Origin of the sequence: Mesorhizobium sp. XAP4 (genome assembly GCF_029269325.1) — a bacterium.
GTDB classification, from domain to species: domain Bacteria; phylum Pseudomonadota; class Alphaproteobacteria; order Rhizobiales; family Rhizobiaceae; genus Mesorhizobium; species Mesorhizobium ciceri.
This window is the reverse complement of record NZ_JARIXW010000005.1, coordinates 465,476-487,076: the sequence shown is the minus strand read 5'-3', so window position 1 is coordinate 487,076 and position 21,601 is coordinate 465,476. Positions and strand designations below refer to the sequence as shown.

At 63.6% G+C, this 21,601-nt stretch carries 18 protein-coding genes; 10 read left to right on the top strand and 8 right to left on the bottom strand.

The features are described 5' to 3' along the window. Nucleotides 1-10: 10 nt before the first annotated feature. Together P3C39_RS23740 and P3C39_RS23735 are read right to left on the bottom strand one after the other, a co-directional pair. On the bottom strand, nt 11-649 hold the full coding sequence (locus P3C39_RS23740) for an NrsF family protein (protein WP_013529421.1): 639 nt from the start codon (nt 647-649) through the stop codon (nt 11-13). Between the two features lies 1 nt (nt 650). Next, nucleotides 651-1,202, bottom strand: coding sequence for a sigma-70 family RNA polymerase sigma factor (locus P3C39_RS23735; RefSeq protein ID WP_275954244.1), 552 nt, complete (start codon nt 1,200-1,202; stop codon nt 651-653). A gap of 261 nt (nt 1,203-1,463) precedes the next feature. Here P3C39_RS23735 and P3C39_RS23730 point away from each other — a divergent pair, with 261 nt between their 5' ends. From P3C39_RS23730 to P3C39_RS23720, 3 genes are all read left to right on the top strand, one after another. Then, entirely contained in the window at nt 1,464-2,471 is a 1,008-nt protein-coding gene (locus P3C39_RS23730) for an iron ABC transporter substrate-binding protein (RefSeq protein ID WP_275954245.1), read from the top strand. Nucleotides 2,472-2,645: 174 nt separating this feature from the next. Next, complete coding sequence (locus P3C39_RS23725) at nt 2,646-4,226, top strand: iron ABC transporter permease (protein ID WP_275954417.1); 1,581 nt, start codon at nt 2,646-2,648, stop codon at nt 4,224-4,226. Beyond that, nucleotides 4,223-5,305 (top strand): ABC transporter ATP-binding protein, encoded by a 1,083-nt coding sequence (locus tag P3C39_RS23720; protein WP_013529417.1) that lies wholly within the window; start codon nt 4,223-4,225, stop codon nt 5,303-5,305. Before P3C39_RS23725 ends, P3C39_RS23720 begins: the two co-directional genes overlap by 4 nt. Before the next feature lie 36 nt (nt 5,306-5,341). Here P3C39_RS23720 and P3C39_RS23715 read toward each other — a convergent pair whose 3' ends face one another. The 4 genes from P3C39_RS23715 to ugpB form a co-directional block, all read right to left on the bottom strand. Then, a complete protein-coding gene (locus P3C39_RS23715; protein ID WP_275954246.1) occupies nt 5,342-6,403 on the bottom strand; it encodes a sn-glycerol-3-phosphate import ATP-binding protein UgpC in 1,062 nt (353 codons plus the stop codon). Between the two features lie 7 nt (nt 6,404-6,410). Further along, a complete protein-coding gene (gene ugpE / locus P3C39_RS23710; RefSeq protein ID WP_013529415.1) occupies nt 6,411-7,259 on the bottom strand; it encodes a sn-glycerol-3-phosphate ABC transporter permease UgpE in 849 nt (282 codons plus the stop codon). A gap of 9 nt (nt 7,260-7,268) precedes the next feature. Then, entirely contained in the window at nt 7,269-8,189 is a 921-nt protein-coding gene (gene ugpA, locus P3C39_RS23705) for a sn-glycerol-3-phosphate ABC transporter permease UgpA (RefSeq protein ID WP_275954247.1), read from the bottom strand. A gap of 157 nt (nt 8,190-8,346) precedes the next feature. After that, nucleotides 8,347-9,657: a sn-glycerol-3-phosphate ABC transporter substrate-binding protein UgpB gene (gene ugpB, locus P3C39_RS23700; protein WP_013529413.1), complete on the bottom strand. Its 1,311-nt coding sequence runs from the start codon at nt 9,655-9,657 to the stop codon at nt 8,347-8,349. Nucleotides 9,658-10,018: 361 nt separating this feature from the next. Here ugpB and P3C39_RS23695 point away from each other — a divergent pair, with 361 nt between their 5' ends. Beyond that, entirely contained in the window at nt 10,019-12,451 is a 2,433-nt protein-coding gene (locus P3C39_RS23695) for an EAL domain-containing protein (protein WP_275954248.1), read from the top strand. A gap of 1 nt (nt 12,452) precedes the next feature. On the opposite strand, the gene P3C39_RS23690 is transcribed toward P3C39_RS23695, so the two are convergent. Next, a complete protein-coding gene (locus P3C39_RS23690) occupies nt 12,453-13,142 on the bottom strand; it encodes a TlpA disulfide reductase family protein (protein ID WP_063169085.1) in 690 nt (229 codons plus the stop codon). 35 nt (nt 13,143-13,177) lie between these two features. Here P3C39_RS23690 and argH point away from each other — a divergent pair, with 35 nt between their 5' ends. From argH to P3C39_RS23660, 6 genes are all read left to right on the top strand, one after another. Beyond that, nucleotides 13,178-14,578 carry an argininosuccinate lyase gene (gene argH, locus P3C39_RS23685; protein WP_275954249.1) on the top strand — a complete coding sequence of 467 codons (1,401 nt, stop codon included), beginning with the start codon at nt 13,178-13,180 and terminating at the stop codon, nt 14,576-14,578. Between the two features lie 151 nt (nt 14,579-14,729). Further along, nucleotides 14,730-14,936, top strand: a complete 207-nt coding sequence (locus tag P3C39_RS23680; RefSeq protein ID WP_013529409.1) for a lipoprotein — start codon at nt 14,730-14,732, stop codon at nt 14,934-14,936. A 62-nt stretch (nt 14,937-14,998) separates the two neighbouring features. Continuing rightward, on the top strand, nt 14,999-16,267 hold the full coding sequence (lysA, locus tag P3C39_RS23675) for a diaminopimelate decarboxylase (protein ID WP_027162899.1): 1,269 nt from the start codon (nt 14,999-15,001) through the stop codon (nt 16,265-16,267). 39 nt (nt 16,268-16,306) lie between these two features. Beyond that, a complete protein-coding gene (locus P3C39_RS23670) occupies nt 16,307-17,248 on the top strand; it encodes a threonine/serine dehydratase (RefSeq protein WP_275954250.1) in 942 nt (313 codons plus the stop codon). A gap of 238 nt (nt 17,249-17,486) precedes the next feature. Further along, the gene (locus tag P3C39_RS23665) at nt 17,487-20,075 is read left to right on the top strand and encodes a TIGR02302 family protein (RefSeq protein ID WP_013529406.1); all 2,589 of its coding nucleotides are present in this window, start codon (nt 17,487-17,489) and stop codon (nt 20,073-20,075) included. Between the two features lie 112 nt (nt 20,076-20,187). Next, on the top strand, nt 20,188-20,559 hold the full coding sequence (locus P3C39_RS23660) for a glyoxalase superfamily protein (protein ID WP_063169090.1): 372 nt from the start codon (nt 20,188-20,190) through the stop codon (nt 20,557-20,559). On the opposite strand, the gene P3C39_RS23655 is transcribed toward P3C39_RS23660, so the two are convergent. Next, nucleotides 20,538-21,419, bottom strand: a complete 882-nt coding sequence (locus tag P3C39_RS23655; protein ID WP_024503767.1) for a LysR family transcriptional regulator — start codon at nt 21,417-21,419, stop codon at nt 20,538-20,540. The genes P3C39_RS23660 and P3C39_RS23655 overlap by 22 nt on opposite strands. Between the last annotated feature and the right edge of the window lie 182 nt (nt 21,420-21,601).

Here is a 21,601-nt window from a genome sequence, read left to right as displayed (position 1 = left end):
TGGCGCAACGCTACCAGCGCACGAAAAACCGTCCGCCGAGCGCGCCAAGCAATGCGAGCGCTGCAATCGCTATCGTGTACCAGGTGGCGACGAAAAGCGGCGAATCGTCGAAGCAGTGGGCGGCATAGAAGGTTGCCGCCAGCCCGCCGGCGAGCAGGCCTGCCACCGCACCGGCAAGCACCGGCCGTGTCGGCGCCCCGTAGCGCAGCATCCACAGGAAGATGGCAAGCGGACCGAGGCCGATCAGCGGGATGAATGCCATGCAGATCATCATGTTGGAGCCGACCATTTTGGTTCCCCACAGCGCCTCCGGCACCATGAAAAGCTCCAGAACCACCGCCACGGCTACCAGCACTGGCGCCGCAGCCATCCCAACCATCGCCCGGCCCGTTGATGCACCCGGCGTCGACAAGGCACGGATCAGGGCGAAGGCGCTGACGGCAAGCACGATGGTGAAAACAAATTTGGAAAGGAAGCGCATCGTGTGCGCGGCCGCCATGAAATCCGGGCGTGGGCCGATGGTCAGCAGAAAAACGACGGCCGCGATCACCGCTGCCGCACCGGCGGCCAGCCACCAGGCCGATTGCAGCGGCATCGCCTTGCTGGTTGCATCGGCGTCCAGCGCCTTGATGAGATCGTCCGTTCTCATGTCATTCCCGCCCGAACCGCCCCTGCCCGAATCGCTTGGCTATCGCGGCAAGTCCGCGATGCAGCGACACCCGCACCGCCGTCTCACTGATGCCGAACTTTGCCGCCGTCTCGCCGATGGACCGCCCTTCCACCGACACGGCCGAGACCACGGAGCGCTGAGCCGGCGACAGACCGTCCAATGCACGGTTGATGTCGCGCTCGCTGACGGTCTCGGTTTCCGGCTCGGCGAACGTCTCGGCGATATCGTCGACGTCGATCTCGATGCGCCGTCCGCGCCGCCTGAACGCATCGATCAGCTTGAAGCGGGCAATCGCATAGACCCACGGCAACACCGGCGCATCCTGACGCCAGGTATGCCGTTTCAGATGAATGGCCAGCAAGGTTTCCTGCACGACATCCTCGGGATCGACCCCGCCCTGCACGATCTTGCGCCTGGCAAAACCGCGAACCAGCGCGGCAATCCGGTGCAGAAAGTCGGCGTAAGCCCTTTCATCTCCCGCGATCGCGGCCCGCATCAGCCGGGAAAGTTCGGCCTCGTCCTTGCCGCTCACAAGAGTTCACTCCCCGATTTTCGCGTCTCGGCGCTGATTTGTTACGTGGCCGGCGAAATAATGTCCAAGCCAAACTGTCGGCAAATCACGAAAGTTTGCGGCATCGCCGAACCGTGAGCATCACGCGGAATTGTCCGTTCGGCACCGGCCTTTGCACGTCAGCGACCGATTGAAGCACATCAACAATGTTGACTATAGCTGTCAGGTATCGATAGGTGCAGCCGTGACAGACCTAGGACCCCCGAAATCGAGGACAATGCCATGAAATACGCTCTTTCCACCCTCGCCGGCGCCGCCGCGCTGGCAATCAGCCTCATCGCCGGTCCGGCAAAGGCGGAAGAGGATGGCATCATTGTCTACAACGCCCAGCACGAAAGCCTGACCAAGGCGTGGGCCGAAGGCTTCACCAAGGAAACAGGCATCAAGGTCACCGTGCGCAATGGCGGCGACAGCGATTTCTCCAACCAGATCCTCGCCGAGGGCGCTGCTTCGCCCGCAGACGTCTTCCTGACCGAAAACTCACCGGCCATGGCGCTGGTCGAAAGCGCCGGCCTGTTCGCGCCGGTCAACGCGGACACGCTTGCACAGGTTCCCCAGGACTATCAGCCGGCCAGCGGCAAATGGGTCGGCGTTGCCGCGCGCAGCACGGTCTTTGCCTATAACAAGACCAAGCTGACTGCCGACCAGTTGCCCAAGTCGATGCTGGACCTCGCCGATCCGAGCTGGAAAGGCCGTTGGGCCGCCTCCCCCTCGGGCGCTGATTTCCAGGCCATCGTCAGCGCCCTGCTCCAGCTCAAAGGTGAAGCCGCTACCGCCGACTGGCTGAAGGCGATGAAAACCAATTTCACCGCCTACAAGGGCAACAGCACGGTGATGAAGGCGGTCAATGCCGGCGAGATCGAAGGCGGCGTGATCTATCACTATTACTATTTCGGCGATCAGGCCAAGACCGGCGAAAACAGCAAGAATGTCGCGCTGCACTATTTCAAGAACCAGGATCCGGGCGCCTTCGTCTCGATCTCCGGCGGCGGTGTGCTGGCTTCGAGCAAGCATCCGAAGGAAGCCCAGGCGTTCCTGAAATGGCTGACAGGCAAAGGCGGTCAGGACGTGCTGAAAACCGGCGATTCCTTCGAGTACGCGGTCGGCAAGGGTGCGGACTCCAACCCGAAGCTGGTGCCGCTCGCCGATCTGCAGGCGCCGAAGGTCGATGCCACGACGCTGAACTCCAAGAAGGTCACCGATCTGATGACGGCAGCCGGCTTGCTTTAGTTGCCATTCGTCCTAAAAGGACACCCGACCACGCTCCCGCGGGAATTCGCCTTCCGCGGGAGTGATTTTGTTTTTCGAGATGGCATTCGTCGATGACGACACGCTGTGTTCCCGACCGCGATCGCGGTCCTTCAATTGCTGCCGCTGGACGGCAACGGCACGGCGTCTGACCTGATGCAGTCCGCGGTCGATCTCGCGCATTCGGGCCTGGCTTCGGGCACAGGCCGAAGGGCTCGGCGACGCGCACCGCTTTGGCTGGTCCTCGCCGCCATCTTCGTTGCGCTGCTGGCGCTGGTGCCGCTTGCCTTCATTATCTGGATCGCGGTGCAGACCGGCTGGGAAACAGTCTCGGCACTGGTCTTCCGGCCGCGTGTCGGCGAGCTTCTGGTCAACACTGTCCTGCTGGTCGCGCTCTCGGTGCCGATCACCATCGTGCTGTCGGTTTCGCTGGCCTGGTTGACCGAGCGCAGCGACCTGCCGGGCGCCCGGCTCTGGGCCTGGCTGTGCGTGGCGCCGCTCGCCATCCCGGCTTTTGTGCACAGCTATGCCTGGGTCACCATGGTGCCGGGACTGCACGGCCTGTGGGCCGGCGTGCTGGTTTCCGTGATCGCCTATTTCCCGTTCCTGTATCTGCCAGTGTCGGCGGCGTTGCGCCGTCTCGATCCCGCCCTGGAAGATGCCGCCGCCGCACTCGGCCTTGGGCCCCGGCGCGTGTTCTGGCGGGTCGTGCTGCCGCAATTGCGGCTCGCCATCTGCGGCGGCTCGCTGCTGGTCGGCCTGCATCTGCTGGCCGAGTACGGCCTCTATGTCTTCATCCGCTTCGACACCTTCACCACGGCGATCGTCGACCAGTTCCAGTCGACCTTCAATGGACCGGCCGCCAACATGCTGGCCGGCGTGCTGGTCAGCTGCTGCTTCGTGCTGCTCGGCCTCGAAGTGCTGGTGCGCGGCGAGGAGCGCTATGCCCGTGTCGGCTCCGGCGCGGCGCGCCATCAGCAACGCACAAGCCTCGGACGCGCCACCCTGCCTAGCCTGCTCTTGCTTGTCGTCATCACGCTTTTGGCGCTCGGCGTGCCGTTCGTCACCATTGGCGGCTGGCTTGCCGCCGGCGGCGCCGCTGTCTGGCGCTTGGACGAGATCGGCCTGGCGCTTGGCCAGACGCTGTTCCTGGCGCTCGCCGGCGCGTTGCTCGCCACCGTCGCCGCCATGCCGATGGCCTGGATCTCGATCCGCGCGCCGGGGCCATTGCAGCGTCTTCTGGAGGGCTGCAACTACATCGTCGGCTCGCTGCCCGGGGTCGTCATCGCACTGGCGCTGGTCACCATCACCGTACGCATCGCGCTGCCGCTCTACCAGACCTTGTTCACCATCCTGGTTGCCTATGCGCTGATGTTCCTGCCGCGCGCGCTGGTCAGCCTGCGGGCATCGATCGCGCAGGCGCCGGTCGAGCTCGAACGCGCCGCTTCCAGCCTCGGCCGGCCGCCGCTGCAGGCGCTGTGGTCGACGACGATCCGCCTGTCGGCGCCGGGTGCCGCGGCCGGCATGGCCCTGGTGGCGCTCGGCATCATGAACGAACTGACCGCCACCCAGATGCTGGCGCCCAACGGCACCCGCACGCTGGCGATGGCTTTCTGGTCCTACAGTGGCGAGATTGATTATGCCTCGGCGGCACCCTACGCCTTCATCATGGTGGCGATGTCGCTGCCCTTGACCTGGCTGCTCTATGTCCAGTCGAAACGGATGGCCGGACGATGAGCTTTCTCGAAATCAGCGGCCTGCACAAGCAATACGGCCCGGTGGCGGCCCTTGCCGGCGTCGACCTCAGCGTCGCCAGCGGCAGCCGCACGGCGATCGTCGGTCCTTCCGGTTGCGGCAAGACGACCCTGCTGCGGCTGATTGCCGGCTTCGAGGCTCCGGACCAGGGCCACATCACGCTCGACGGTGCCATATTGGCCAACGGCGGCGCTGCGGTGCCGGCATATCGCCGAGGCATCGGTGTGGTGGCGCAGGATGGTGCCCTGTTTCCGCATCTGACCATTGGCGACAATATCGGTTTCGGCATGGGCCGCGGCGAGGACAAGCGCGCTGAGCGCATCGTCGAACTCGCCTATATCGTCGGGCTCGACAAGGCGATCCTCAAACGCCGCCCGCACGAGCTTTCCGGCGGCCAGCAGCAGCGTGTGGCGCTGGCCCGGGCCATGGCGATGAAGCCCAGGCTGATGCTTCTCGACGAGCCGTTCTCGGCGCTCGATACCGGCCTGCGCGCCTCGATGCGCAAGGCGGTGGCCGAACTTCTGGAGGCCGCCGGCATCACCACCATCCTGGTGACGCACGACCAGGCCGAAGCGCTGTCCTTCGCCAGCCAGGTCGCGGTGATGCGCGACGGCAAGTTCTCGCAAATCGGCACGCCGCGCGAGCTCTATCTCAAGCCGAAGGACAGGATGATCGCCGAATTCCTCGGCGACGCCATCATCCTGCCGGCCAAGATATCAAATGGCTTCGCCAACTCGCCGCTCGGCCGCATCGCGGTCGACACCCATGACAGCCGCGATATCGCCCGCATCATGCTTCGCCCGGAGCAGATCGCGCTGAAGAGAACGTCGCGCGAGGGTATGTCCGGCACCTCGGACATGCTGTTCGGCGAGGTGACGGAATCCGAATTCGCCGGCTCGATGTGCACGGTCGCGGTGCGGCTCTTGAACAATGCCGATCCGCCCGATGCGGCAGCGATCGGCAACACGCCGCTGGTCCTGCGCAAACCGGGCATGGACGCGCCGGCGGTCGGCGAGATCGTCCGCCTGACTGTATCGGGAAAGGCGCATGTCTTCGCCTGAACGCCGCGTGGGTGCAGCGTAGGCATATCTTTCTGATTAGCCGACGCGCTTTCCGGCCTGATCGAACCAGTGCAGCTTTTCTGGCTTGGCAACCACGCGCAATTGGTTGCCAACCGTGGCGGTGGCGCGACCCGCGACCCGCACGACGATCCTGCTGCCACCTGCAGCACAGTGAAGGAAACTTTCGGCGCCTACCGGTTCGACTGCCTCGACCAGCGCCGGCAAGATGAGCGCGCCGGACGGTGCCTCGGACCCGAAGGTGACGTCGGCATCCTCGGGGCGGAAGCCGAGCGTGACGGCGTTCGCAGGCGCAAATTCAATCGTCTTGCCATCAGCCAGCGCCGGACCAGCCGGGCCTTGCGAAAGGGGCAGGAGATTCATCGGCGGCGCGCCAATGAAGGAAGCGACGAAGGTCGAGGCCGGCCTTTCGTAGACGTCGAGCGGCGCCCCCATTTGCTCGACCAGTCCGGCATTCATGACGACGAGGATGTCGGCCAACGTCATCGCCTCGAGCTGGTCATGTGTGACATAGACCGACGTGACGCCAAGCGAGCGCTGCAGGTTCTTTATCTCGACGCGCATCTGGCCACGCAATTTGGCATCGAGATTGGAAAGTGGCTCGTCGAAAAGGAAAACCCTCGGATTGCGCACAATGGCACGACCCATGGCGACACGCTGGCGCTGGCCGCCGGAAAGCTCGCGCGGGCGGCGGTCGAGCAGCGCCGAAAGTTCCAGTATTTTCGCCGTCGCGCGGACCCGGCTGTCGATCTCATCTTTCGGCGTGCCGCGGTTGCGCAGCCCATAGGCCATGTTGTCGTAGACTTTCATATGCGGATAGAGCGCGTAGTTCTGGAACACCATGGCGATGTCACGCTCGGTCGGACCGGTTGAGTTTACGATCTTGCCGTCGATCGCAACTGTTCCCGAGGAGATGGTTTCAAGCCCGGCGATCATTCTGAGCAGCGTGGACTTGCCGCAACCCGACGGGCCGACCAGCACGCAAAGCTCCTTGTCGGGAACCGCGATTGAAACGCCCTTCACGGCCTCGAAACCGCTGGGGTAGACCTTCTTCACATCCTTCAGATCGACGGTCGCCATCAGCTTCTCACTTTTCGGAATCGACCAGGCCGCGAACGAACCAGCGTTGCATCAGCACCACGACCAGGATCGGCGGCACGATGGCCAGCATCGCTGTAACCATGACCAGGTGCCATTGCGTATCGGCATCGGCGAAGGAGACCATCTTTCTGAGCGCGATGACGATCGTGTTCATGTTGCTGCTGTTGGTGACGAGCAACGGCCACAGATACTGTGTCCAGCCATAAATGAAGAGGATGACGAACAGCGCCGCGATATTTGTCCGCGACAGCGGCAACAGGATATCGAAGAAGAAGCGCCACGGCCCCGCACCGTCGACCCGCGCCGCCTCAACCAATTCGCCAGGAATCGTCATGAAGAACTGGCGGAACAGCAGCGTGGCGGTGGCCGAGGCGATCAGCGGGATGATCAGGCCCGCATAAGTGTCGATCATGCCGAGATCGACCATCACCTTGTAGGTTGGCAGGATGCGCACCTCGACGGGGAGCATCAGGGTGATGAAGATCAGCCAGAAGAAGGTCATGCGCAGCGGAAAGCGGAAGAACACGATCGCATAGGCAGACAGGATCGAGATGAATATCTTTCCCACCGCGATGCCGAGCGCCATGATCGTCGTGTTGAGCAGCAGCCTGCCGACGCTGACGCCGCCGATGCGGCCGACACCGCCGAACAATGCCTCGCTGTAATTGTTCCAGAACTGATCGCCGGGCAGGAGCGGCAATGGCGGCCTGAGGATCGTTTGCAGCGTCTGCGTCGAGGCAACGAACGTGTAGTAGATCGGGAAGGCGACGATCAATATGCCGAGGATCAGCATGGCGTGGGCGATGACGGTGCGGAGCGGTGACTGGCCGATCATCGCTCGCCCTCAGCCGTAATGGACTTTGCGTTCCACATAGCGGAACTGGATGGCGGTGAGCGAGATGACGATGACCATCAGGATAACCGACTGCGCCGCCGAGTCACCGAGGATCAGATTGACGAAGCCGTCATTGTAGACCTTGTAGACCAGCGTCTCAGTCGTCTTGCCCGGACCGCCCCCGGTGACGGCATGGACGATGCCGAACGTGTCGAACAGGGCATAGACGGTGTTGACGACCAGCAGGAAGAAGGTCGTCGGCGCAAGCAGCGGGAAGACGATGGTCCAGAATCGCTTGGTCTCGCCGGCGCCGTCCATGGCCGCGGCCTCGATCAAGGCTTTCGGCACCGCCTGCAGGCCGGCGACGAAGAACAGGAAATTGTAGCTGATCTGCTTCCAGGCAGCGGCGGACACCAGCAGGATCATGGCGTGGGTGCCATTGAGCAGTGGATCCCAGGCGATGCCGAAACTCCTCAGCATGTAGGCCAGCGACCCGATCGAAGGGTTGAAGAGGAACAGCCACAGCATACCGGCAATCGCCGGCGCCACCGCGTAGGGCCAGATCAAGAGCGTGCGGTAGAGACCTTTGCCGCGCACCACCTTCTCTGCCATGACCGCAAGCAGGAGCGCCACGCACATGGCGACGATAGCGGTCGCAAGGGAAAACACCACCGTGACCTTGATCGAGTTCAGGTAGGCCGGATCGGTAAGCACTTTCCTGAAATTGGCGAACCAGACGAACTTGGTCCTCAGCCCGAACGGATCCTGCCTGAGCATGGATTGGTAGAACGCCTGACCGGCCGGCCAGTAGAAAAAAACGAGCGTGATGGCCAGTTGCGGCGCCACAAGCAGGTAGGGAAGGACCTTGTTGGGGAACACGACGCGAGGGGTCACGGAGCCACTCCGAGGTGATGAGGCGGGCGGCACCATGCGGCACCCCTCTCCGCCAAGATGGCTTTGATGAGCGTTTCGGACTGGACATCATCGACCATTGGCGAAATCGCAAAGGACGGCAAAACTCCCCTCACGAGGGGAGATGCCCGGCGGGACAGGTGGGTGCGCCGTAGAGCAAGGACCTGCGCTCGCTCTAATTCCCCAGCGCTTCCTTGATCGCGGCATTGCCACGCGTAACCGCATTGTCGAGCGCCTGCTGCGCGGTCTGCTGGCCGGCGAGCATCTTCTCGAACTCCTCGTTCTGGATATCGCGCACCTGCGGCAGATTCGGCAGACGTACGCCCTTGGAATTGTCGGTCGGCGTCTTACCCGTCATCTGCAGGATCGGGGTCTCGCGGCCGACATTCTTGTCATAGAAACCGGACTTCTTGGTCGCTTCATAAGCCGCCAGCGTTACCGGCAGATAACCCGACTTCTGGTGCAGGTATTCTTGCACCTCGGTCTTCGACAGGTAGGCGAAGAAGGCCGCGACGCCCTTGTATTCCTCATCGGATTTGTCCGCGAAAACCCACAGGCTGGCGCCACCCGGCGTCGTGTTCTGCGGCGCACCCTTGGCGTCGCTGTCATACGGCAATTGGCCAATGCCGTAATTCATGCCGGACTTGACGATATCGCCAAGTCCGCCGGACGATTCGGTCATGATCCCGCATTCGCCCGCAAGGAAGATCTGCTTGGCTTCGGAGGTGCGGCCGCCATATTTGAAGGTGCCGTCCTTGGCGAGGTCCGCCAGCGCCTGGAAATGGTTGACGAAAATCGGCGCGTTGATCTTGAGCTCGACATCGCCGCCGGCCAGACCGTTCTGCTGGGTGGCCCATGACACGTCATTCCAGGCCGCGAAATTCTCCAGATGTATCCAGGTCAGCCAGGTCGAGGTGTAGCCGCAGGCGGCCGCGCCGCTCGCCTTGATCTTCTTGGCGTCTTCCCACACTTCATTCCAGGTCTTGGGTGGGCTATCGACGTCGAGACCAGCCTTCTTGAAGATATCCTTGTTGTAATAAAGGATCGGCGAGGAGGAGTTGTAGGGGAAGGAGAGCATGGTGCCGTCCGGCTTCGAATAATAGCCGACTATGCCTGGCAGATACTGGCTCTTGTCGAAGGTCATTCCAGCGCTGGTCAACACATCGGCTGCGGGCTTGATGGCACCTTCGGCCGCCATCATCACGCCGGTGCCGACGTCGAACACCTGGATGATGTCTGGCGCCTGGCCCGCGCGGTAGGCGGCAATGCCGGCATTCAGCGTCTCGGGATACGTGCCTTTGAACACCGGAACGAGCTCATAGTCGCTCTGGCTGGCATTGAAATCTTTGGAGATCTTGTCGACGACTTCGGCATTGGCGCCAGTCATGGCATGCCACCAACTGATCTGCGTGACGGCAAAAGCGGAGGTTGAGGAAAGCGTCATAAAGGTAGCGGCAACACCGGCCGCGAAGCCGAAGGACTTCATGTTTCATCTCCCGTTTGTCATTGGCGAAAGGGGGCACTCCCGCGAAGGCAATATGTGTCGCTCATGACAATCAGACAACGGTTTTGTTGCAGATCGACGAACTTCACCCTTTACCTGACGCAACGCTCGCCTCCGCTTGGAGGCATGGAGAGCGATACGGTTAGCCGGCTTAGCGCGACGACAAGCGCGCCAGGAAGCACCGTCGGGACTGTCAAGCTGGCTTTCGGCGCGTCAGCCCTGATTGCAGCCGCAGCAACCCGAAGAGACACGCCAAGGTTGCAGCCGACTTTATCGATCCCTCAACGGCAACGCGCTACTCAATCCTGCTGCCCTGTTTATTTCCAAAGATCAGGTGAAATAAATGCTGACGGTCTACAATTGTATCGTCAACGAACATGATCTGAGACTGGTCGCACTCGCCGCGTTGATCTGCGGAATTTCCTGCTTCTCTGCTGTCAACCTGCTTCAGCACATAAGCCGTTCCACAGATCGGAACCGGCTTGCCTGGCTGATGATCGCGGCCACTTCGACCGGCTTTGGCATCTGGGCAACGCACTTCATCGCCATGCTCGCATTCACACCGGGCATACCCAGTGCTTATGATCCGGCACTCTCCGTGCTTTCGCTCGCTGCTTCGGTCACTTTGACGGCAGCCGGCATGTGGATCGCCACCTTGCGGGATGAGTTCGACTATCATCTCGTCGGCGGCGCCGTGCTGGGCGGCGGTATCGCAGCCATGCACTACATCGGCATGGCGGCGTTCGAGGTTCAGGGCCGTATCGAGTGGAACCTGTTGCTTGTCGCCGTTTCCCTGCTGGCCGGCGTAACGCTCGCGGCGCTGGCGCTGCGTGTCGTGCAGCGCCGCCCCTCCTTGAAGGCGACATCCGGCGGCGCGGTGCTGCTGACGCTGGCGATCTGCACCCTGCATTTCATCGGGATGGGTGCCGTCTCGATCTTCCCCGATCCCTCGATCGTCATATCCGAATACACGATCGAGCCGACCTCGCAGGCTTTCGCGGCCGCCGCCGCCACACTGGTGATCCTGGTTCTGTCGGCATCGGCGCTGTGGATCGATTTGCGCTTCCGTCGCCAGAAGCTCGAGGTCGACCGCATGCACGGCCTGGCCAATGCCGCCGTGGAGGGGCTGATCGTCTGCGACGGCAACCGCATCATCAGTGCCAATGACAGCATTGCGGCACTGACGGGCAAAGCAACAGCGACCCTGAACGGAATGCAGCTTGGCGATCTCTTCGGATCCGATATGTCGGGCTTCGGCGAACAGCCGCAGGAGGCCGAATTGAGCGGTCGCGATGGCACGAGCATTCCTGTCGAGCTGATCGCCAGGAGCATCGACTACTGTGGCAAACCGCACAACGTGGTCGCGGTCCGCGACATTCGCGAGCGCAAGAAGGCGGAACAGGAGATCCTGCGGCTTGCCCATTTCGATCCATTGACCGGACTGGCCAATCGCCGCAGCTTTTCCGGCCGGCTGGAGACGGAAATCGCTGCGATGGTCCGGACCAGGAAAGGCGGCCAGCTTGCGCTTCTGCTGCTTGATCTCGACCGGTTCAAGGAGGTCAACGACCTGTATGGGCACGGCGCAGGCGACGCCATGCTGCAGAAGGTTGCGCAGTGCGCGACCGGTATCCTTCGTCCAGGGCAGATGGTGGCGCGGCTGGGCGGCGATGAGTTCGCCATCATCGCGCCGAACCTGGCCGACCCGTTGGAGGCGGGCCGTATCGCCAACGCGGTGCTGACCGCCATGCGCGAGGAAAACCGGCTCTCGGTCGGCGGCGGCCTTGTGTCGGCAAGCATCGGCATTGCGCTGTATCCGTCGGATGCCGAAAACCAGGCCAGCCTGATAAGCCACGCCGATACGGCACTCTACCGGGCCAAGACCGAAGGCAAGGACACTTACCGTTATTTCGAAGCATCGATGGGGGCCGAGGCCCGCGACAAGCGCGTCATGGAGCACGAACTGCGCCAGGCGGTCGCACGCCAGGAGTTCTATCTCGTCTACCAGCCGCAGAAAGAGATCAGCAGCGGAAAGATGGTCGGCTTCGAAGCGTTGGTCCGCTGGCGGCATCCGACTCGCGGCGACGTGTCGCCGGCCATATTCATCCCGGTGGCCGAAGACAGCGGCGCCATTGGCCAGATTGGCGAATGGGTGCTGACGGCTGCCTGCGAGGAAGCCGCCCGCTGGGAAAATCCGCTGACAGTGGCCGTCAACGTTTCGGCGGTGCAGCTCCACAACACGAATTTCAGCCGCAAGGTCCACGAAACATTGCTGAATTCCGGCCTGGCGCCCGGCAGGCTCGAGCTTGAGATCACCGAGACGGCGCTTGTCAAGGACATGCCGCGGGCGCTGGCCACCTTGCGGCAGGTCAAGGCGCTGGGCGTGCGCGTGGCCATGGACGATTTTGGAACCGGCTATTCCTCGCTCTCCAACCTCCGCGCCTTCCCCTTCGACAAGATCAAGATCGATGGCTCCTTCATCAAGTCGGTCGACAAGAATGGCCAGGTCGCGGCGATCGTGCGCGCCGTCCTGGGACTTGGACGTGGTCTCGGCCTGCCGGTTCTGGCGGAGGGGGTCGAGACGCTCGGCGAACTGAAATTCCTGGACGCCGAAGCCTGCGAGATCGGCCAGGGCTATTATATCGGCAGGCCAGCTCTCATCGAAGAATTCGGCGAGCTGACCGGTGTCGTCGCACCCGCTGTCGGCAGCAAACCCGCTACCTTGCGCGACAGAAGCGTTCTGGCCTTCGCACCGGCACCTGCGCTAGCCACACGCTAGACTAGAGGCTCTCGGGCTTGAGTGCCGTCTCGACCAGCCGCCTGGCGTCCGGCCCCGACCATTCGGCCGGGCCGTTCATATGGGCGATCAGGCAGCCCTCGCCGTCGACCAGCATGGTGACAGGAAGGCCTAGCGCCAGGCCGCGCTTCTTGAGGTCGTTGAACAGCGCCATCGTCGAATCCCGGTAATAGCCAAGCGTCGCGACGCCGGTATCGCTGAGGAACTTCTTCGGCTTCACATCGTCGCCGGCATCGACATTGACGGCGATCACTTGAAAGGCGTCGCTGCCCTTTTCCTTCTGCAGCGCATCGAGCGCCGGCATTTCGGCACGGCACGGCGCGCACCATGTCGCCCACAGATTGAGCAGCACCGTCTTGCCGGCATGATCGGCAATCGTCATCGGCTTGCCGTCCGGACCGTTGAAGGCAAGGCTCTTCAGGGATTGTGGCGGATCGGCCGGCAAAAGTGCCGCGACCTCACCGGTGGCCGAAGCCGCGACCTTCTTGGCGCGGTCGCTCTTGGCCGCGCAGGCCACGTCGTCCTTGCTCTCACCCACGGCAGCTTGTGCCGGTGCATTGTTGCCAGACCGGCTCTCGCTGACATATACCGCGACCGCGCCCGCCAGCGCGCCCGCCACCAAGGCGGCGAGGATCAGGCGCGGGGCCGGGAAGAATCTACTACCGTCTGCCATTTTCTCAAAACTGCTCCGAAGCACGGGTTATAGCCATGAGCGACAAGAAAACCAGCAACCAGATGTGGGGCGGACGTTTTGCCTCGGGTCCGGCCGCCATCATGGAAGCGATCAACGCGTCTATCTCCTTCGACCGCAAACTCTATGCGCAGGACATCAAAGGCTCGATCGCCCATAGCGAGATGCTGGCGCAAACGGGCATTATTTCGACGGCCGATCAAGAAAAAATCGCTGACGGGCTGAACACGATCCTGAGAGAGATCGAGGCCGGCAGCTTCGAGTTCTCGACGCAGCTCGAAGACATCCACATGAACATCGAGGCGCGGCTTGCCGATCTGATCGGCCCGGCCGCCGGCCGGCTGCACACCGCCCGCTCGCGCAACGACCAGGTGGCGGTCGATTTGCGGCTCTGGGTCAAGGAGGAGTGCTTTCGCGTCGCCGAGGCGTTGAAGGGGTTGATTGAGGCGTTGCTGGAGCGGGCCGAGGAGCATGCGGCGACCGTGATGCCGGGCTTCACCCATATGCAGGCGGCCCAGCCGGTGACCTTCGGCCATCACTGCATGGCCTATGTCGAGATGTTTTCGCGCGACCTGTCGCGTGTCCGCGATGCGATCGAACGCATGGACGAAAGCCCGCTCGGTGCCGCCGCACTTGCCGGCACCAGCTTCCCGATCGACCGCCACCGAACCGCCAAGGGGCTCGGCTTCCGCGAGCCGATGCGCAATTCGCTCGACAGCGTCTCGGATCGCGATTTCGCGCTCGAGTTCCTTGCCATGGCCGCGATCTGCGCCACGCATCTGTCGCGGCTGGCCGAAGAGATCATCATCTGGTCGACGCCGCAATTCGGCTTCGTCAGGCTGTCGGACTCGTTTTCCACCGGCTCGTCGATCATGCCGCAGAAGAAGAATCCCGATGCCGCCGAACTGGTGCGCGGCAAGACCGGCCGCGTCACCGGCCATCTGGTCGGCCTGCTGACGGTGATGAAGGGCATGCCTTTGACCTATGGCAAGGACATGCAGGAAGACAAGGAATCGGTGTTCGACGCCGCCGAGACGCTCGACCTGATGCTGGCGGCGATGACCGGCATGGTCTCGGACATGACGGTCAACGCAGCCGCGATGAAGAAGGCCGCCGGCTCCGGCCACGCGACAGCAACCGACCTTGCCGACTGGCTGGTGCGCACGCTCGGCCTGCCGTTCCGAGAGGCGCATCATGTCACCGGCCGGGCGGTAGCGCTGGCCGAAGACAAGAAGGTGGGGCTGGAGAAGCTTTCGCTGGAGGATCTGCAGTCGATCGATCCCGGCATCACGGCCGACATATTCTCAGTGCTGGCGGTGCAGAACTCGGTCAAGAGCCGCACCAGTTTCGGCGGCACCGCGCCGTCGGAAGTGAGGAAGCAGATCCGCGCCTGGAAAAAGCGACTGGCGAAAGCGTAATGCCGGATGTTGCGCCAGCAATATCCCGGACATGCGACCAGCAATATCCGGACGTTGCGCGAGATATTGCGACGAGCAATATCTCGGGGTGCAATGCGCCGAGAACTCGGCTAAAAGCGGCGGCTGACAAACGTTTCGGACGGATGGATCGATGACCGGAAGCAGGATTTTGGTGACGCTGACGCTGCTGGTGGCGATCGCGGCCGTCTCGGCCTGCGGCAGGAGGGGCGGTCTCGACACGCCCTATGAGGCGGCCGTGCAGGCGCGCAAGGATGCCTCGAAGGCCCATCAGCCCGTGCCGCCGGAGCCAGAAAAACCGGTCAAGGACAAGAAGTTCATCCTCGACCCGCTGATCTAGGCCGACGAGAGCGGGGCCTTCCAACCCGATCTCATCTTGCCGCAACTTCCGGAATCACTCCCGTGAACCATTTCGACTACCGCGACGGCGTGCTCCATGCCGAGGACGTGGCGATACCAGATATCGCCGCACAGGTCGGCACGCCATTCTACTGCTACTCGACGGCCACCCTGACCAGGCACTACCGGGTGTTTGCCCAGTCCTTTGCCGGGCTCGACACGCTGGTCTGCTACGCCATGAAGGCCAATTCCAACCAGGCCGTCCTGCGGACGCTGGCGAAGCTCGGCGCCGGCGCCGACGTGGTTTCGGAAGGTGAATTGCGCCGGGCGCTGGCCGCCGGCATTCCGGCCGGCAAGATCCTGTTTTCGGGCGTCGGCAAGACTGCGCGCGAAATGGACTTTGCCCTTGCCGCCGGCATTCTCTGCTTCAACGTCGAGTCCGAGCCTGAACTCGAGCTGTTGTCGGCGCGAGCCGTTGCCCTTGGCAAGGTGGCGCCGATCTCGCTGCGCATCAATCCCGATGTCGACGCCAGGACCCACAAGAAGATCTCCACCGGCAAGGCCGAGAACAAATTCGGCATCCCGTGGCAGCGGGCGCGGCAGGTCTATGCCCGCGCGGCAACGCTTCCCGGCATCAGGATCACCGGCATCGACACCCATATCGGCAGCCAGATCACGGAGCTGCAGCCCTTCGACGACGCCTTCGCCCTGCTTGTCGATCTGGTCGGCGCGCTGCGGGCGGACGGCCATGCCATCGAGCATATCGACCTCGGCGGCGGCCTCGGCATCCCCTATCGCGTCGACAACAACCCGCCGCCGCTGCCCGATGCCTATGCCCAGATCGTCAGGAAGCATGTCACCAAGCTCGGGCTGAAGGTGATGTTCGAGCCGGGCCGGCTGATCGTAGGCAATGCCGGTATCCTCGTCTCGGAAGTGATCTTCGTAAAGGAAGGCGACGCCAAGAACTTCCTCGTCGTCGACGCCGCCATGAACGATCTCATCCGGCCGACGCTCTACGATGCCTTCCACGATATCCGTCCGGTCGTGCAGCCGCCGGCGGACACGCCGCGCATGATGGTCGACGTCGTCGGCCCGGTCTGCGAGACCGGCGATTATATCGGCCTGGACCGCGATCTGCCCAGGCTGAAGGCCGGCGACATGATTGCCGTCTCCACCGCGGGCGCCTATGGCGCGGTGCAGGCCGGCACCTACAACACCCGTCTGCTGGTTCCGGAGGTGCTGGTCGACGGCGACCGGTTCCACGTCGTGCGCCCACGCCTGACCTATGACGACCTGATCGGGCTGGATTCCGTGCCCGACTGGCTTGCATAGAAGCGCCGGAAACACACCGACCCGTCACAGGGAGCAATCATGACGAACGGCATCACCGTCACACGCGAGCGCATTGCCGCGATGGAACCGCGCATCCGCCCCTATATCAGGCACACGCCGGTGCTGCGCGTCGACATGGCCGATTTCGATCGGCAGCCGCTGGCCGTCGACCTGAAGCTCGAATGCCTGCAGCATTCCGGCTCGTTCAAGGCGCGCGGCGCCTTCACCAACCTGCTGGAGCGTGCGGTCCCAAAGGCCGGTGTCGTCGCAGCATCGGGCGGCAACCATGGCGCGGCCGTCGCCTATGCCGCCATGCGGCTTGGCCACAAGGCGACCATCTTCGTTCCCGAAGTGAGCCCGGCGGCCAAGCTGGAACGGATCCGCTCCTATGGCGCCGAGCTGATCGTCGGCGGCGCCCGCTATGCCGAAGCGCTGGCCGCCAGCGAACGGTTCGCCGAGGAGACCGGCGCCTTGCAGATTCACGCCTTCAACCAGGAGGAAACGTTGGTCGGCCAGGGCACGCTTGGGCTCGAAATCGAGGCCGATTTGCCTCGGATCGACACGCTGCTGGTCGCTGTCGGCGGCGGCGGCCTGATCGGCGGCATCGCTGCCTGGTTCGCGGGCCGCATCCGCATCATCGCCGTCGAGCCGGAAGGAGCGCCGACGCTGCATCGCGCCTTCGAGGCCGGACACCCCGTCGATGCGCCGGCCGAGGGCATCGCCGCCGATTCGCTGGCGCCAAAGCGCGTCGGCGAAATGATGTTCCCGATCGCCGAGGCCTATGTCGAACGCTCGATCCTGGTCAGCGACGACGACATCGTCGCCGCGCAGAAGGCGCTGTGGAACCGAACCCGCATCATCTCCGAGCCGGGAGGTGCGGCCGCCTTTGCCGCGATCCTGTCGGGCCGCTATGCGCCGGCCCAGGGCGAACGGGTCGCCGTGCTGGTCTGCGGGGCGAATGCGGATCCCACTACCTTCTAAAGGGCCTGCTGCCTTCTAAAGGGTATGCAGGATGGAACTATAACGGTCCACTTCACGTTTTTTCGAACCGCCTCGCCTTTGCCGTGTTTGCTGGTATTCTTTGAGTCGTGAGGCGTCGGGCTATCTGCCCGCTCCACAGCATGATCCCGAAACATGGAATCCCTTTCGGAACAGATCATGCTCAAAGGGATAGGGCCGCATCCCGGTTTCGGGATGCCATAGGCTCAAGGAAGGGCCGATGACGCAACGACCCACCTTCAGCAGCGATCGCGGCCTCGCCGGGCGGCTGGCTTTGAGCAGGCTGGCCACGCGGGTCTCGATGGTGGTCGAGCGCGGCTGGCCGTTGCTGCTTCCCCTCGTCATCGTTGCCAGCCTGTTCCTCAGCATCTCCTGGCTCGGGCTATTCTCCCGGCTGCCGGATATGGCGCGCATCGGCCTGGTCGCTGCCTTTGCCATAGCAGCACTGGCCGCGCTTTATCCCCTGCGTTTCTTCCGCCTGCCGGGCGCCGGCGAAATCGACCGCCGCATCGAGGCAGCCAATCAACTGTTGCACAGCCCGGTGCTGGTGCAGACCGACCGGCCAAGCGGCCGGGAAAGCAGCTTCTCGCAGGCGCTATGGCGCGAACACCAGAAGCGCATGGCCGGAAAGCTCGACAACCTCGGCGCCGACCTGCCGCGCACGCGCGTGCCGGAGCGCGACCCTTGGGCCCTGCGCGCGGTAGCGGCCCTTTTGCTCGTTACCGCCTTCGCCTTCTCCTTCGGGCCGACGGGCGGCAGGATCAGCGACGGGTTCAATGCCCATGGCGCGCGCGATATCGTGCCGCCGCGCATCGACGCCTGGGTGACGCCGCCGTCCTACACCGGCAAGCCGCCGATCTTCCTGACCGCCGACGCCAACCAGGCCATCCCGACCTTTACGGTTCCCGAAGGCAGTGACGTTTCGCTGCGCGTGACGGGCGGCTCAGGCGAGGAAACGCTCGGCTACGCCGACAAGAATGGCAATTCCCGCGCCATCGACCCGGCTGCGCCGCAGGCCGCCGCCAAGCCGGCTGCAAGCCCGGCGACGCCGTCCAAGGTGCGCCAGTTCACCAGCAAGCTGACCGGCGACGGCACGCTGACGCTGACGTCGGGCGAGGACCAGCTCGGCCGCTGGGCCTTCGCGGTCGTACCGGACAAGCCGCCGCAGATCCGCTTCGTCGGCGAGCCCAAGCGCGCCGCCAACGGCGCCTTCGAGCTCAACTACCAGATCGACGACGACTATGGCGCCGCCACCGCCAAGGCGGTGTTCGCGCTTGCCGATCCGCAGGCGCCGAATGCGCGTCCACTGTACGGTGCACCTGAAATGCCGCTGACGCTGCCGCGCCGCGGCGGCAAGTCGAACGCCGCCAGGACCTCGAAGGACCTGACCGAGCATGTCTGGGCCGGCAGCAGCATCAAGCTGACGCTGGTCGCCACCGACGATGCCGGGCACACCGCATCGAGCGAAACCAAGACGCTGCTGATGCCGGAGCGGCCTTTCGCCAATCCGCTGGCACGCGCCGTGATCGAACAGCGCCGCCTGCTGGCGCTCGACGCCAACGCCAAGCCGCGCGTGCTCGACCTGATGGACGCCATCACGCTGCGGCCGGAAGACACCTTCGACAACATGTCCCACTACCTCGCCATCATGAGCGCCCGCACCCGGCTGAAGATGGCCGACAGTGACGATCAATTGCGCAGCGAGGTCTCCTATCTCTGGGAAATCGCGCTCGGCATCGAGGAAGGCAATCTTTCGGCCGCCGAAAAGCGGCTGCGCCAGGCGCAACAGGCGCTGCAGGACGCCATCAAGAATGGCGCCAGCGACGCTGAAATCGAAAAGGCGATGAAGGAACTGCGCGAGGCGATGAACCAGTTCCTGCAGGAATTCGCGGAGCGCGCCAAGCAAAATCCCAACGCCCCGCAGATGCAGCAGAATGGCCAGGAACTGCGCCAGAGCGACATCGATCGCATGATGGACCAGATCGAGAACCTGGCGAAGTCCGGTGATCGCGACAAGGCCCAGCAATTGCTGTCGCAACTGCAGGACATGATGAACAATCTGCAGGCCGGCCGTCAGCAGCAAGGCGGCCAGCAGGACAGCGAGATGCGCCAGCAGATGGACAAGCTGGGCGAGATCCTGCGCCGTCAGCAGGAGATGATGAACGACACCTTCCGCATGGATCAGATGCAGCGCGGCGAGCGCCAGCGCGGGCAGAACCGTGACGAGCAGCTCGGCGAAGGCGGCCAGGATGAGGACAGACCCGGCGTCGGCGAAGACCGCGATCCGCTAGCCCGGCAAAAGCCGATGACGCCCCAGGAATTCGCCGATGCGCTGAAACAGCTGCAGCAGGGTCAGGGCCAGTTGCAGAGCGACCTCGAACAGCTGAAGAAGGGCCTCGAAGGCATGGGTATGGAGCCCAATGAAGGATTTGGCGAGGCCGGCAAGTCCATGGGCAATGCCGAACAGGCACTCGGCGAGGGCGAAGGCGATGCGGCCGTCGGCCATCAGGGCCGGGCGCTGGAAGCGCTGCGCAAGGGCGCCAAGGACATGATGAAGCAGATGCAGGCCATGCAGGGCGACCAGGGTGGCGGCGAGGAAGGCGGCCGCCAGCAGAACGCCGATCGCGATCCGCTCGGCCGGCCGCGCGCCAGCCAGGGTCCCGATTTCGGCGATTCGGTGAAGGTGCCCGACGAGATCGACGTGCAGCGCGCCCGCCAGATTCTGGAAGCGATCCGCAAGCGGCTCGGCAATGCGCTCAGCCCTGACATCGAACGCAGCTATCTGGAACGGCTGCTCGAGCTGAAATAGAGCAATTCCAGGAAATGTGTGAAGCGGTTTTCCGTCCGGAATTGCGAAAAAACAAGGGGATCGCCGCCCCCGTCCATCCCACCTGAAAACCCTCTCGCACGGTTGCACCACCATGCCCAGACTTGGCGCCGTCACACCCATCCTGCGCATCTTCGACATTGCCAAGGCGCGTGAATTCTATGTCGGCTTCCTCGACTTCAAGGTGCAGTGGGAACATCGCTTCGCCGACGACGCGCCGCTCTACATGGCGATCGGCCGCGACGGCTGCGTCCTGCATCTCAGCGAACATCATGGCGACGGTGCACCCGGCATCGCCCTGCGCATCGAGGTCGAGGACATCACGGCTCTTCATGGCGAGCTGACCGGCAAAAACTACCGCTTCGCCAGGCCAGGCGTGGAAGAGACGCCTTGGAAGACCCGCGAGGTATCGGTCGCCGATCCGTTCGGCAACAGGCTGCATTTCTACGAGGATGCCGCCGGCTGACTGAGCCTGTTGACGAAGGCTTCGCGGATCGCATCCTGCATGCCGTCGATCGCCTCGCCTGACGCGTTCGGGTTGCGGTGCATCACCACGTTCGAGGAATCGATGGCGCCGAATCCGTCCGCCGTGGTCAGTTCACGACAGCCGTCCGGAATGTTGCTGCGCGAGATCGGCGCGATCGCCAGTCCGGAGGTGACGGCGAGCTTGAGGCCGCCGGTGGTATCGCTGGTATAGGCGACGCGATAGGCAAGATCGCGCTGCTCCAACGATTTGATGGCGAAGTCCTTGCACCAGCCGGCCCGGTTGTAGAGCGCGATCGGCACCGGCTGTTCCTCATGCATGTGATGCAGGGACGATGTCACCCACACGGTCGGGTCGTGCATCAGCACTTCGCCGCCGGCGGGATCCTGCCATTCGAACACCACGCACAGATCCAGCTCGCCGGCAGCGAGCGCCGCCATCTGTGCCCCGGAATGGGCATAGCGCACGGTGACCTCGACCTGCGTATGACGCTTCGAGAAAGCGCCGAGCGCGCGCGACAGGATGGCGTGGCCATATTCCTCCGGAATGCCGATGCGCACCGGCCCGCCAAGCGGCGCTGCTGCCATCGATGCCGACGTCTCGTCGAGCAGCGAGACGATGCGGCGGGCGTTGACGATGAGTTCGCCGCCGCGCCGCGTCAACGCGACGCCGCGCGAACCGCGCTCGAACAGGCTGGCGCCGATCAGATCTTCGAGCTTCTTCATCTGCATCGACACCGCGGATTGGGTGCGGCCGGCCTGCTCCGCCGCCTTGGTGAAATTGCCGGTCTCGGCAATCGCCACGAAGGTGCGCAGGAGGTCGCTGTCGAGGGTCGGCCGCATGAAATCCGCCATAAGAGAATTTGATTGCTGGCATCATTCCAATTCGTTTGCAACATGTCAAACGGCGGATGATAGTCGCCTCACCCATTGGATATGCGGCTGCGAAATCAGCCGCGGACCAATCAAGAGTCCTCACTCGTGCCCGCTGCCCGAAACGGTGGCGGGTTCTTTTTACCCCGCAG